This window comes from Stenotrophomonas acidaminiphila (assembly GCA_002951995.1).
Taxonomy (GTDB): Bacteria; Pseudomonadota; Gammaproteobacteria; order Xanthomonadales; family Xanthomonadaceae; genus Stenotrophomonas; species Stenotrophomonas acidaminiphila_A.
Map to the genome: position 1 here is coordinate 2,299,185 of CP019797.1, position 13,686 is coordinate 2,312,870.

The following is a 13,686-nucleotide window of genomic DNA, read 5'->3' on the forward strand; positions in this document are numbered from 1 at the left end:
CACACGGGCAATGAACGCGGCCCGTTCCGCCGCGGTGCCGGCGCCTGCTCACAGCAGGACCACGTCGAATTGTTCCTGCAGGTACTGGTCGTCGGCCTGGAAGCGGATGCTCTTGCCCAGGAATTCCTCCAGCTCGGCAACCGCCGCCGATTCCTCGTCGGTGATGCGCGCCACCACCTTGGTCGAGGCGATCACCAGCAGCCGCGCGGCGTCGAACTGGCGCACGGCGCGGGTGATCTCGCGGAAGATCTCGTAGGTGACCGTCTCGGTGGTCTTGATGCTGCCGCGCCCGCTGCATTCCGGGCACGGTTCGGACAGCTGCCGCTCCAGGCTCTCGACCGTGCGCTTGCGGGTCATCTCCACCAGCCCCAGCGGCGAGAAGTCGTAGACGGTGGTCTTGGCATGGTCGCGCGCCAGCGATTTCTCCAGCGTGCGCAGGACCTGGCGGCGGTGCTCCGGATCGACCATGTCGATGAAGTCGATGATGATGATGCCGCCCAGGTTGCGCAGCCGCAGCTGCCGCGCCACCGACTGCGCCGCCTCCAGGTTGGTGCGGAACACCGTCTCCTCCAGGTTGCGCTGGCCGAGGAAGGAGCCGGTGTTGACGTCGATGGTGGTCATCGCCTCGGTCTGGTCGATGACCAGGTAACCGCCGGACTTGAGCGGCACCTGCTTGTCCAGCGCGCGTCCGATCTCGTCCTCCACCCCGTACAGGTCGAAGATCGGGCGGTCACCGGTGTACAGCTCCAGCTTCTCGGCCAGCACCGGCATGTACTTGGCGACGAACGCCTGCAGCTGGCCGAAGGTTTCCTTCGAGTCCACCTTCACCTTTTCCACGTCCTTGCGTATCAGGTCGCGCACCGAGCGCAGCGGCAGGCTCAGGTCCTCGTAGATGATGCTGCGCGGCGGCGCCTCGCGGCCGCGGCGCTCGACCACGTTCCACACCCGCGACAGGTAGGAGATGTCCTCGGCCAGCGCCTCGGCCGGCTGGCCTTCGGCGTTGGTGCGCACGATGTAGCCATAGCCGCCGTGCTGGGCGGATATCTCGGTGACCAGCGCCTTGAGCCGCGCACGCTCGGCCTCGTCCTCGATCCGCGCCGACACCCCGACCATCTTCGACTGCGGCAGCAGCACCAGGTAGCGCGAGGGAATGCTGACCTGGGTGGTCAGGCGCGCGCCCTTGCTGCCGATCGGGTCCTTGACCACCTGCACCACCACGTCCTGGCCGTCGCGCAGCAGCTCGACGATCGGCACCGAGGACGGCAGCGGCAGACTGGGCGCGGTTTCCTCGGTGTCGGCGGCCACCGGTGCCGGCCGAACCACGTCGTTGGCATGCAGGAACGCGGCGCGCTCCAGCCCGACCTCGACGAATGCCGCCTGCATGCCCGGCATCACCCGCTGCACCCGGCCCTTGTAGATGTTGCCGACCACGCCGCGGCGCCAGCCACGCTCGATGTGCAGCTCCTGCAGCATGCCATTCTCGATCACCGCCACCCGGGTCTCGCGCGGGGTGACGTTCACCAGTATTTCCTCGGACATCGGTTCAATCCTTCCCGGTCACGCCAAACCCGCGCAGCAGCGCGGCGGTCTGCTGCAGCGGCAGCCCCATCACGCCCGAATAGCTCCCCGCCAGCCGGCTGATCCAGCGTTCGGCGCCCCCCTGTATGGCATAAGCGCCGGCCTTGCCCATCGGCTCGCCACTGGCGACATAGGCGGCGATCTCGTCCTCGGCCATCGCCGCGAACGTCACCTCCGATTCGACCACCACTTGTGCCTCGCGGGCGGGCGCCGCCAGGGCCACCGCGGTGATCACCCGGTGGGTGCGCCCGGCCAGCGAGCGCAGCATCGCCGCGGCGTCGGCGGCATCGACGGGCTTGCCGTAGACGCGGTCGCCCAGCACCACTTCGGTGTCGGAACCGAGTACCACCGGCTGCGGGTCGCCGACGACCTGCGCCAGCCCGGCGCGCGCCTTGTCCAGGGCGACCCGGCGCACATAGGCCAGCGGCGATTCGTCGGCGCCCCGGCATTCCGGGACCTCCAGGTCGAGCGCGCGGAACGGGATGTCCAGCCGCGCGAGCAGTTCGTTGCGACGGGGGAGCGGGAAGCAAGATAGAGCATCGGCGAAGCATAACCTGCGCCCGTTGCGGCCGCGCCTGTCATCGGCGGCGCATGACCATGCTCGCCATGGCGGGGCGTTAGCGCCTACGCTGGGACGGTCGCCCCCTGAACGACCGGCAACTCCCCCGCCGCGGCCCCGACCCCGCGTGGCCTCACCGCCCGTTCATCGCCACCGCACCACCCTCGCATCCGTCCAAGGAGGATCCACATGCGCCATTCCACCCTCGCCCCGCTGCTGCTCGCCCTGTCTTTCGCTTCGGGAGCCCCGATGACCGCCCACGCCCAGAACGCCCCGGCCGTCGTGGCCAGCGACGCGACCCTGCTGAACATCTCCGCCCAGGCCGAAGCCCGGCGCGTCCCCGACGTGGCCACGCTGTCGGCCGGCGTGGTCACCCAGGCCGCCGACGGCAATACCGCCATGCGCGAGAACGCGGTGCAGATGGACAAGGTGATGGCCGCGATCAGGGCCGCCGGCATCGCCGAGCGCGACATCCAGACCAGCGGCGTCAACCTCAACCCGCAGTACCGCTACGCCGACGACGAGGCGCCGAAGATCACCGGCTACCAGGCCAGCAACACCGTCAGCCTGAAAGTGCGCGACATCACCAGGCTGGGCAAGGTGCTCGACAGCCTGGCCGCGCAGGGCGCCAACCAGATCAACGGCCCCAGCTTCGAGATCGACCAGCCCGAGCCGGTCTATGACGAGGCCCGCCTGGCCGCGCTGAAGAAGGCCCAGGCCCGCGCCGAGACCTACGCCAAGTCGCTGGGCCTGCGCGTGCGCCGCATCGTCAGCATCTCCGAAGGCAGCAGTGGCGGCTTCCGCCCGCCGATGCCGATGATGGCGATGGCGCGTGCCGGCAAGGCCGAAATGGATACCGCGGTGGCCCCGGGCGAGACCACGCTGTCGGTCAACCTGGACGTGGTGTTCGAACTGGGCCGCTGAACCCCAGGGGCACCCGGCCTTGCGGAAAACGGCGCCTGCGGGCGCCGTTTTGCTGTCTGCTGGCTGACCGGAAAACCCGCCCCCGCTTGCCGGATCGCGGATTTGCGGGCGCACTGGGGCTGCGCGGGCCGGGTCGATGCAACCCCGTCCCGCGCCACCGAGCGTTGTATCCGGCACACGCCCCTGCATGGAGGTGGTACATGGTCCGCACGCATTCCGGCACTTCCCCGATCCGTTTCGACACCTCCCGCATCCTCGCCTACAGCACGGCCATCGCGCTGCATGCGCTGGCGGCGGGACTGCTGCTGATTCCGCTGTCGCAGGCCCCCATCCGCAACGACGCCGTCCGCCAGGAGCCACGCTGGCAATTGCCGGAAATCGTCCCGGTGGTGCCAGTGCCACCGCCGACGGAAGTCCCGGTGGTCAGCCACACCCCGCCGCCGACCCGCCACGCCCTGCCGGCCCCGGTGGAGGACGCGCCGATGCCGGTGTTCGCCACCGAGGCGGTCATCGCGCCACCGGCCGCGGCCGTCGCGCCGACCGATACTGCCGCGGTGGCCGATTCGGTCGCCCCGCCAGCGCCACTGGCGGGCGTGCAGCTGCGCTACCTGCATGCGCCGGCCCCGACCTACCCGCGTGACGCGCTGCGCGTCGGCGCGCAGGGCACGGTGACCCTGCGCGTGCTGGTCGACGTCGACGGCTCGCCGCTGGAAGTGCGGGTGGAGCGCAGCAGCGGCAACCGCAGCCTGGACAACGCCGCGCGCACCCAGGTACTGCGGCAGTGGAAGTTCCAGCCGGCCATCGACAACGGCCGGCCGGTGCAGGCCTATGGCCTGGTGCCGGTGGATTTCAAGCTGAATTGAGCCCGTCCCCGGACCGCCGGGAAGCGCCCCGCCGCGCTTCCCGGCGGGCACCGGCGTGAAGGCGCGCGTATTAATCCATTTTTCACGATCACCTCACCTGGGGAAAACATAGATTCGCGGCCGTCGATGTCCCTGGCCGCCGGTCCGGCGGTCGCCTGCCGCAGTTCCCTTGGAGAGAAGACTGTGAAACATCCGACCCATCGGCAGCCCGCCTGCCGCCCGAACCGTCTCTGCGCCGGCATTGCCACCAGCCTCGCGCGCCTGCTGCTGGTCCCGGCCACGCTGGCCATCGCCGCCCCGGCCGCACTCGCGCAGAGCGCTGCGGATGACAAGCCCACCAACCTCGACCGCATCACCGTCACCGGTTCCAACATCCCGCGGGTCACCACCGAGACCGCTTCGCCGGTGCAGGTGATCACCCGCCAGGAGATCGACCGCACCGGCAAGGCCACCATCGGCGAGTACCTGCAGACCCTGACCAGCGACGGCGCCGGCTCCATCCCCAAGAGCTTCGGCACCGGCTTCGCCGGCGGCGGCTCCGGCATCTCGCTGCGCGGCCTCGGCGCGGCATCGACCCTGGTGCTGCTCAATGGCCGCCGCATGGCGCCCTACGGCCTGGCCGACGATGGCCAGAAGGTGTTCACCGACCTCAGCGTGATCCCGATGGACGCGGTCGAGCGGGTGGAGGTGCTGAAGGACGGCGCCTCGGCCATCTATGGCTCGGATGCCATCGCCGGCGTGGTCAACATCATCCTGCGCAACGACTTCACCGGCGCCATCGCCAAGGCGTCCTATGGCATGTCCGGCGACAGCGACGGCAATGCCCGCCGCGGTTCGCTGACCGCGGGCATCGGCAGCCTCGCCGAGGACGGCTTCAACGCCTTCATCAGCCTCGACGTCAGCAAGACCGACGGCATCCGCATCTCCGACCGCCGCAACCGCAAGTGGATCGGCAACGGCGACCTCAGCCCCTACGGCTACGACCGCGTCGCCGGCGGCCAGAACTTCCCGCTCAACGGCGCCATCACCGCCGGCGGCACCGTGGCCGGCAATTCCCCGGCGGGCAGCATCCGCGATCCGTTGACCGGGCTGTACCAGTCGCTGCCGGGCTGCGCGCAATTCTCCAGCATCACCCCGGCCGACCCCGGTGGCGGCTGCCTGTGGGAAACCCAGGACTTCCGCAGCCTGAGCCCGAGCGAGGAGTTCGGCAACCTGTTCGCGCGCGGCACGTTCGCGCTGTCGGACAACTTCGAGCTGTACGGCGAGTTCGGCTACTCGAAGAAGAAAACCGAGTTCTACAACACGCCCAGCGGCGTCTCCGGCTCGTGGGGCTATCCAGGCGGGCCGGTCAACGCCAGCAGCGGCGCCGGCGCCACCGTGCTCGGTGCCGGGCACCCGGACAACCCGCTGGGCGCCAACGCGCGGCTGCGCTACGCCGCCTTCGACGTGGGCCCGCGCGTGACCCGCAACACCAATGAGTTCACCCGCTTCCTGGTCGGCATGAAGGGCACCGTGGGCGACTGGGACATCGACACCGCCTACCTGCACTCGGCCACGCAGCTGGTCAACGAGCGCACCGGCTTCCTGCGCTACAGCCACGTGCGCACCGCGCTGTCCGACCCGAACAGCCCGGTCGGCTGGTGGCGCCTGGGGGCCAACGCCGGGCTCAACTCGCAGGCCCTGTACGACTACATTTCGCCCACGATCCATGCCAACGCCAACACCAGCCTGGACATGATCGACTTCAAGGCGTCGCGCACCCTCACCGAGCTGCGCGGCGGCCCGTTGGGGCTGGCCTTCGGCGCCGAGTACCGGCGGCAGAAGGCGCAGCTCGATCCGCAGACCTACACCGATATCGGCGACATCATCGGCCTGGGTTATTCGGCCTACAAGGGCACCCAGAAAGTAACCGTCGGCTACGTGGAAATGGTGGCGCCGGTGCTGCCGTCGCTGGAACTGTCCGGCGCCTTCCGCGTGGACAAGTACCAGGGCGGCGACACCGCGAGCACGCCCAAGCTGGGCGTGAAGTGGACCCCGGCCGAATGGATCGCGCTGCGCGCCACCTACGCCGAGGGCTTCCGCGCCCCGGGCGCGGCCGAAGCCGGCGATGGCGGGCTGGCGGCGTTCAGCACCGCGCGCGACCCGGTGCGCTGCCCCGGCGGCACCCCGGCGCCCGGCGCCACCGCGGCGGACTGCGCGGTCAACCTGGCGATCATCACCTCGGCCAACCCCAACCTGAAGCCGGAGAAGTCCAAGAGCTACACCGCCGGCCTGGTGCTGGACCCGACCTCGACCACCACGCTGACCTTCGACGCCTGGCAGATCAAGCGCACCAACGAGATCAACCAGGGCGATACCGACCAGGCCCTGGCCGCCGGCCGCGGCGTGCGCTCGGACAACGACCTGCCGGGCATCCCCAACAGCGGCAGCCTGCTGGCGGTGAGCGTGGACTACATCAACTCGGCGCAGACCACGGTGCGTGGTTTCGACTTCGACATCCGCCAGCGCGTGCCGCTGGGCGACTACGGCAAGCTGGTGGCGGACCTGCAGTGGACCCGGATCAACTCGTTCAAGCGCGACGATGGCGCCGGCGCGGTGTACGAGTACGCCGGCACCCATGGCAACTGCGACGTGACCAACTGCATCGGCACGCCCAAGGACCGCCTCAACCTCGGCCTGACCTGGGACATGGACCGCTTCAGCGTCAGCGCCATCGCCAACTACATCGGCAGCCTCGACAACGTCGCGTTCAAGGGCGACAGCTGCGCCAACCACTTCACCGACGGCAGCGATGCCCCGGACGGCTGCAAGCTGCCGTCGTTCTACAGCATCGACCTGTCCGGGCGCTGGCGCGTCACCGATGCGTTCGAGGTGTTCGGCTCGGTGCAGAACCTGACCGACCGCATCGCCCCGCTCGATCCGCTGACCTATGGCGCGGTCAACTACAACCCGCTGCACTACAGCGGCGCCATCGGCCGTTACTACACCCTGGGCGCGAAGTACACGTTCAACTGATCGGCCACGGATCGCCGGCTGCACAGGCCCGGGCATGCCCGGGCCTGTGCATTTCCGGCCGGCAGCGCGCGCGCAACGAAAAAGGCCTGCATCTTGCGATGCAGGCCTTCGAATCTGGCGCCCGAAGTTGGACTCGAACCAACGACCCCCTGATTAACAGTCAAGTGCTCTAACCGGCTGAGCTATTCGGGCGGGGACGCGCATTCTATACGCATGTCAGGCGCGATGGTAGGGGTGATTGGCGAGCATCGCCGCGGCGCGGTACAACTGCTCGGCCACCACCAGCCGCACCAGCATGTGCGGCAGGGTCAGCGGCCCGATCGACCATTTCTCGTCGGCGCTCGCCGACACCTCCGGTGAATGCCCTTCCGGGCCACCGATCAGGAACGCCAGGTCGCGCCCCTGTGCGCGCCAGTGCTCCAGCCGCTGCGCGAGCTGCTCGGAACTGAGCTGGCGCCCGGGCACGTCCAGCGCCACCACGTACGGATTCTTCGGCAGCGCCGCCAGCACCCGCCGGCCTTCGTCCTCGATCGCGCGCCTGGGGTCGCGCCCCTTGCCACGCAGGCCCGGCTCGATCTCCACCAGCTCCAGCGGCAACCAGTGCGACAGGCGCTTCTGGTACTCGGCGAATCCCTGCGCCACCCACGATGGCGCGCGTTCCCCGGTGGCGATCAGTCTGGCTTTCATGGCGCGGCTCCCGGCACGGCGTCGAAACGAAGACGGCGCCCTGCGGCGCCGTCGCGTGGCATGTGGCCGGGCAGGTCAGCCGGCCTGCTGCTCGTCGTCGGCCGCCGACGGCGGCTGGTCGCCCACCGTCCACAGGCGCTCGAGCGCGTAGAACTCGCGCACGCGCGGCAGCATCACGTGCACGATCACGTCGCCCAGGTCCACCAGCACCCACTCGGCCTCGCGCTCGCCCTCAACGCCCAGCGGCATCACCCCGAGGTCCTTGGCGAAGCGCACCACTTCGTCACCGATGGACTTGACGTGGCGCGTCGACGTGCCCGAAGCGATGACCAGGTAATCCGCCACGCTGGACTTGCCGCGGACGTCGATCTCCACGGCGTCCTTGGCCTTGAGCTCCTCCAGCGCCGCGTGCACGGAGGCCAGCAGGGCGGGAACGGACGGCGGCGGATTGGGCAACTGGGTCTTGATGACTTGGGCTTCGGTGGTCAAAGCGGCAGAACTCGATGAATTGAAGCGGCGATTATAGAGAACCCGGACCGGCCCGGCATTCACGCCGTGGCGCATCCATACAGGCGGTGGGCGGCGATGTAGGCGGCGACGGCGGGCGGCACCAGCCCGCGCCAGGCGCCGCCGGCGGCGATCAGGCCGCGCACGGCGGTGGCCGATTCGGCCTGCAGCGGCTGGCGCAGGCGCCACACCCGCCCGGCCGGCCGTGCGCGCAGCGATGCGACATCGTCCGCCCAGGCGTCGCGCAGGCGCGCGGCCAGCATGGCGGGCAGCTGCCCGTCCAGCGCATTGCCGGGACGCTCGGCGACGACGATATGCGCCAGTTCCAGCAGGTGCTCCCATTCATGCCAGGTCGGCAGGCCCAGCAGGCTGTCCGCGCCCATCAGCAGGGCGACCGGAGCCGTGGCGCCGGTTTCGGCGCGCAGTTCCCGCAGGGTGTCCACGGTCCACGACGGTACCCCGGGCTGGCGCGCGGCGCGACGCAGTTCTCGGGTGTCGACGCACAGGGCGTCCTCGCCGGCAACCGCCAGTTCCAGCATGCGCATGCGCTGGGCGGCATCGGCACCGGGCGGCGGCCGGTGCGGTGGATCGGCGGCCGGCATCAGCCGCACCGGGGCCTGCAGTTCGTCACGGGCGCGGCGGGCAATGGCCAGGTGGCCGTTGTGCACCGGGTCGAAGGTGCCACCGTAGAGCAGCAGCAGGCCGTCACCGGACCGGTCCGGGCCTGGTCCCGGCATGGCCATCACGGTCAGCGCGTCCCGCGGGCCAGCAGGCGCACCGCCTGCGCCTCGGCTACCGCCAGCAGCAGGCGTTCCAGCGCCAGCCACGGATCACCCTCGGCGCGCCCCTTGGCCATGCGGTCGACCTGTCCGGCCTCGGCCACGAACCGCTCCCAGCGCTGCGCCGCCGGGTGCCGCTGCAGCGCGCGCTTGAACGGCGCCTGCCGCGACTCCCAGATGCCGCGCGCCTTCATTTCGCCGGCCAGGTTGCCGCCGGCGGCCTGGACCCGCGCCAGCCCGGCCGTGAGCAGCAGCTCGCGGATCAGGATCGGGGTGAGCGCGGCCACCGCCTCGCCCTCGGCGCGCAGCCCGGCGAGCATGCGCAGCACCGCCTGAGGCTGCCCGGAGAATGCTGCCTCGACCAGCCGGAACACGTCGTAGCGCGCGGCGTCGGCGACCAGCGACTCCATCTTCGCCACGTCCAGCGTCTGGCCTTCGGCCAGCAGCGCCAGTTTGTCGATTTCCTGCGCGGCCGCCAGCAGGTTGCCCTCCACGCGTTCGCTCAGGCGCTGCACCGCCGCCGGCTCGGCGCGCAACCCGCGGGCACGCAGGCGGCGCTCGATCCAGTCGCCCAGTTCATGCGGCTTGATCGCCCACGCCACCGACAGCACGCCGGCCCGCGCCACCGCGTCGGCCCACTTGCCCTGGTGCGACTTGCTCCACTCGCCGGCGGTGATCAGCAGCACCACGTCGGCCGGCGGCTGCGCGCAGAATTCGCTGATGACCTCAGCGCCCTCCTTGCCCGGCTTGCCGCTGGGCAGGCGCAGCTCCACCAGCCGGCGCGCACTGAACAGGCTGGGCGCGTTGAAGCTGGATGCCAGCTGGCCCCAGTCGAAGTCACGGCCGTCGGCATCGAACACCTCGCGCTCGCCGATGCCTTCGGCGCGCGCCCGCGCGCGCACCGCGTCGGCCGCTTCCAGCACGCGCAGCAGTTCCGGCCCGGCGATCAGGTAGACCGGCGCCAGCGGCTGCGTGCCGGCCTGGGTGGCGAGCTGCTCGGGACGCAGTTCCATCGCTCAGCGCCCGCGCGCGGGAGCCGCCATCGTCGGCATCGCTCAGCCGTCCTTGCCGGTGGCCGGAGCGGCGCTGCGTTGCTTCTCCATCTGCGCGCGCACCACGCTGTCGATGCGCCGCAGGATCGAGGCGGACATCTCACGGCGCAGTTCGTCGGCGAGGATCTCGCGCTCGGTGGTGGTGCCGGTGGCGTCGGTCGGCTCGGACACATAGTCGCGCGACAGTTCGATCACCTGCTCGGGCACCAGCACGCTGCCGTCGGGGTGCTGGAACACGAACACCACCGCGTAGCGCATGCTGTATTCCTGGGTACGGCCCTGGGCGTCGATGGCGATGGGCAGGTCGCCCCAGCGCTCGGAGCGGATCTGCAGCCGGGCCGCGCCCTTGCCGGGCGCGTCTTCGCCGACCACGACCGCACCGGAGGCGTGCAGCCCGCGCTCGAGCAGCTTGACCAGTTCGCTGTAGCGCACGTTCGATTCGACCTTCACCGCCGGGGTGTCCTCCGGCAGGGTGAGCCTGTTGCGCAGGTGGAAGCCGCAACCGGTCAGGCTCACGGCAAGGACGAGGGCGGTCAGGTATCGGGTCATGGGCACAGTCTGGCGGAGCCGGCCGGGAGCGGCAACAGAAAACGGCCCGCATCATCGCCCATCGGGTGTGAGCGGGGATGAAACCGGGATCGCTGATCCACTGTTCGCAAACGCACTCCGGGCGTGCCGGGGCAACACGAAGCCGGAGCCGGCGCTCACACGCTCCTGGTAGGAAAGCATTCGCGAAAAAGCCGGTTGCCAAGCCCCAGCCCCCAGGTTGGGGGGCGATCCGCGCGCAAGCGCGGATGGGGGGCGCCGCGACAGACCACAAGCCGCAGCGAATGACAAACGCGCCGCCGCGCGCCCGGATGGCGAACCATCGGGGCGCGCCGCAGGCGGATCAACCCGCCACGATGTTGACGATCTTGCCCGGCACGATGATGACCTTGCGCACGGCCAGGCCTTCCAGGAACTTGGCCGCGTTCGGCTCTTCCCTGGCGGCGGCCTCGATCAGCTCGCGGCTGGCGTCGGCGGCCACCTCGATGGTGCCGCGCAGCTTGCCGTTGACCTGCACCGCCAGGGTCAGCGCATCCTTGACCAGCGCGCCGGCATCGACCTGCGGGAACGGCTGGTCTTCCAGCAGGGTCTCGCCATGGCCCAGCGCCTGCCACATCGCATGGCAGGCATGCGGGGTGATCGGGTTGAGCAGCAGCACCGCCGCCTGCAGGGCCTCCTGGCGCACCGCCCGGCCCTGGTCGCTGGCGTCGTCGAACTTGGCCAGCACGTTGAGCAGCTCCATCACCGCGGCGATGGCGGTGTTGAAGGCATGGCGGCGGCCGTAGTCGTCGCCGACCTTGCCGATGGTCTCGTGGGTCTTGCGGCGCAGGGCCTTCTGCCCGGCGTCCAGCGCGGCGACATCCAGCGCCGGCGCGCTGCCATCGGCGGCATGCCGGTGCACCATGGTCCACAGCCGGCGCAGGAAGCGCGCCATGCCGTCCACGCCGGCCTCGTTCCATTCCAGCGACTGTTCCGGCGGGGCCGCGAACATCGAGAACAGGCGCACGGTGTCGGCGCCGTACTTGGCCACCATCGCCTGCGGATCGACGCCGTTGTTCTTGGACTTGGACATCTTCTCGGTGCCGCCGATCACCACCGGCTGGCCGTCGCTGCGCAGGGTGGCGCCGGTGATGCGGCCGCGCTCGTCGCGCACCACGTCCACATCGGCCGGGTTGAACCAGTCCCTGGAGCCATCGGCGTTGAGCCGGTAGAAGGTCTCGGCGATCACCATGCCCTGGCACAGCAGGTTGCGCGCCGGCTCGTTGCTGTCGACCATGCGCGCGTCGCGCAGCAGCTTGTGGAAGAAGCGGAAGTACATCAGGTGCAGGATCGCGTGCTCGATGCCGCCGATGTACTGGTCGACCGGCAGCCAGTAGTTGCCGCGCTTGTCCACCGCCTCGCGCGCACCCGGCGAGGTGTAGCGGGCGTAGTACCAGCTCGACTCCATGAAGGTGTCGAAGGTGTCGGTCTCGCGTTCGGCCGCGCCGCCGCATTCCGGGCAGGTGGTCCGGCGCCATTCCGGGTCGGCCTTGATCGGCGAGCCGGTGCCGGTGAACTGCACGTCCTCGGGCAGCACCACCGGCAGCTGGTCTTCCGGCACCGGTACCGCGCCGCACTTGTCGCAGTAGATCACCGGGATCGGGCAGCCCCAGTAGCGCTGGCGGCTCACGCCCCAGTCGCGCAGGCGGTAGTTGACCCGGCGCTGGCCCTGGGCCTTGCGCTCGAAGCGCTCGGCCAGCGCCTCGAAGGCGCCCTGGAAATCCAGCCCGTCGAACTCGGCCGAGTTGACCAGCTCGGTCTCGCGGGTCTTGTCGCCGTACCAGTCCTGCCAGCGGTCCGGGTCGTAGCTGCGCTCGTCGTCGTTCTTCGGGTGCTTCAGCGCGATGACCTGCTTCTTCGGCAGGCCGTACTTGCTGGCGAACTCGAAATCGCGCTGGTCGTGGCCGGGAACGGCCATCACCGCGCCGGTGCCGTAGCCCATCAGCACGAAGTTGGCGACCCAGATCGGCACCTGCTCGCCGCTGACCGGGTGCACCGCCTTCAGGCCGGTGTCCATGCCGCGCTTTTCCTGGGTTTCCAGCTCGGCCTCGGAGACGCCGCCCTGCTTCAGCTCGGCCAGCAGCGCGGCCAGTGCCGGGTTGTTCTTCGCCGCATGCACCGCCAGCGGGTGTTCGCCGGCGATGGACACGAAGCTCACGCCCATCACCGTGTCAGGGCGGGTGGTGAACACGCGCAGCGGGTCCAGCACGCTGCCGTCCACGTCACGCACGTCGAACTGGATCTCCAGGCCTTCGGAACGGCCGATCCAGTTGCGCTGCATGGTCTTGACCGATTCCGGCCAGCCGTCCAGCTCGTCCAGGCCGTCCAGCAGCTCCTGGGCGTAGTCGGTGATGCGCAGGAACCACTGCGGGATCTCGCGCTTTTCCACCAGCGCGCCCGAGCGCCAGCCGCGGCCATCGATGACCTGCTCGTTGGCCAGCACGGTCTGGTCCACCGGGTCCCAGTTCACCACCGCGTTGCGGCGGTAGGCCAGGCCCTTGCGCATCAGCCGGGTGAACATGCGCTGCTCGTGCACGTAGTAGTCCGGCGTGCAGGTGGCGAACTCGCGCGACCAGTCGATGGCGTAGCCCAGCGACTTGAGCTGGCCGCGCATGTGGTCGATGTTGGCGTAGGTCCACTTGGCCGGCGCGGTGTTGTTCTTGATCGCCGCGTTCTCGGCCGGCAGGCCGAACGCGTCCCACCCCATCGGCTGCAGCACGTTGTGCCCGGTCATGCGCTTGTAGCGGCTGATGACGTCGCCGATGGTGTAGTTGCGCACGTGGCCCATGTGCAGCGCGCCGGACGGATACGGCAGCATCGACAGGCAGTAGTACTTGGGCTTGTCCGAGGTTTCGTCGACCTCGAAGGCACGGGTGGTTTCCCAGTACTTCTGGGCAGCGGTTTCGACCTGCTGGGGATCGTAGATGTGGGTTTCGACGCTGGACATGAAAGCGTTGGGGCTGCGGCAAAGCGGGACAGCGTACCGCAGTGCACCAGAGGGCTCCAATCCGGCCCACCCCGCCGCCCCCGGGAAAAACCCGTTTCCTGCAATATCAATCGCTTGCGCGATTTCGCCCGGCGGCGGCCACGAGCGCCCCGGGCGCCCGGCCGGTTTCCCGCGCCGGCCCGCTATGCTG

The 13,686-nt window shown here is 69.9% G+C and carries 10 protein-coding genes, 1 tRNA gene and 1 pseudogene; 3 read left to right on the forward strand and 9 right to left on the reverse strand.

From position 1 onward, the window contains the following. Window positions 1–48 precede the first annotated feature (48 nt). Window positions 49–1,539 carry a ribonuclease E/G gene (locus tag B1L07_10290; GenBank protein ID AUZ55407.1) on the reverse strand — a complete coding sequence of 497 codons (1,491 nt, stop codon included), beginning with the start codon at window positions 1,537–1,539 and terminating at the stop codon, window positions 49–51. Between the two features lie 4 nt (window positions 1,540–1,543). Then, window positions 1,544–2,118: pseudogene (locus B1L07_10295) on the reverse strand (septum formation inhibitor Maf). Between the two features lie 208 nt (window positions 2,119–2,326). Between B1L07_10295 and B1L07_10300 the strand changes: the two are divergent. The 3 genes from B1L07_10300 to B1L07_10310 all read left to right on the forward strand — a co-directional run bounded on the left by B1L07_10300 (window position 2,327) and on the right by B1L07_10310 (window position 6,939). After that, window positions 2,327–3,061 carry a hypothetical protein gene (locus tag B1L07_10300; GenBank protein ID AUZ55408.1) on the forward strand — a complete coding sequence of 245 codons (735 nt, stop codon included), beginning with the start codon at window positions 2,327–2,329 and terminating at the stop codon, window positions 3,059–3,061. A 200-nt stretch (window positions 3,062–3,261) separates the two neighbouring features. Next, window positions 3,262–3,924, forward strand: coding sequence for a hypothetical protein (locus B1L07_10305; protein AUZ55409.1), 663 nt, complete (start codon window positions 3,262–3,264; stop codon window positions 3,922–3,924). A 183-nt stretch (window positions 3,925–4,107) separates the two neighbouring features. Continuing rightward, on the forward strand, window positions 4,108–6,939 hold the full coding sequence (locus tag B1L07_10310; protein AUZ55410.1) for a TonB-dependent receptor: 2,832 nt from the start codon (window positions 4,108–4,110) through the stop codon (window positions 6,937–6,939). A 115-nt stretch (window positions 6,940–7,054) separates the two neighbouring features. Here the strand turns inward: B1L07_10310 and B1L07_10315 are convergent. The 7 genes from B1L07_10315 to B1L07_10345 all read right to left on the reverse strand — a co-directional run bounded on the left by B1L07_10315 (window position 7,055) and on the right by B1L07_10345 (window position 13,496). Next, window positions 7,055–7,131 (reverse strand) — tRNA-Asn (locus B1L07_10315). Between the two features lie 24 nt (window positions 7,132–7,155). Then, window positions 7,156–7,626 carry a 23S rRNA (pseudouridine(1915)-N(3))-methyltransferase RlmH gene (locus tag B1L07_10320; protein ID AUZ55411.1) on the reverse strand — a complete coding sequence of 157 codons (471 nt, stop codon included), beginning with the start codon at window positions 7,624–7,626 and terminating at the stop codon, window positions 7,156–7,158. A 75-nt stretch (window positions 7,627–7,701) separates the two neighbouring features. Beyond that, window positions 7,702–8,115, reverse strand: a complete 414-nt coding sequence (locus tag B1L07_10325) for a ribosome silencing factor (protein ID AUZ55412.1) — start codon at window positions 8,113–8,115, stop codon at window positions 7,702–7,704. A 59-nt stretch (window positions 8,116–8,174) separates the two neighbouring features. Further along, a complete protein-coding gene (locus tag B1L07_10330) occupies window positions 8,175–8,870 on the reverse strand; it encodes a nicotinic acid mononucleotide adenylyltransferase (GenBank protein AUZ55413.1) in 696 nt (231 codons plus the stop codon). A gap of 11 nt (window positions 8,871–8,881) precedes the next feature. After that, window positions 8,882–9,925 (reverse strand): DNA polymerase III subunit delta, encoded by a 1,044-nt coding sequence (locus B1L07_10335; GenBank protein AUZ55414.1) that lies wholly within the window; start codon window positions 9,923–9,925, stop codon window positions 8,882–8,884. 42 nt (window positions 9,926–9,967) lie between these two features. Continuing rightward, window positions 9,968–10,513, reverse strand: a complete 546-nt coding sequence (locus tag B1L07_10340) for a hypothetical protein (protein AUZ55415.1) — start codon at window positions 10,511–10,513, stop codon at window positions 9,968–9,970. Window positions 10,514–10,853: 340 nt separating this feature from the next. Continuing rightward, entirely contained in the window at window positions 10,854–13,496 is a 2,643-nt protein-coding gene (locus B1L07_10345) for a leucine--tRNA ligase (GenBank protein AUZ55416.1), read from the reverse strand. Window positions 13,497–13,686 lie beyond the last annotated feature (190 nt).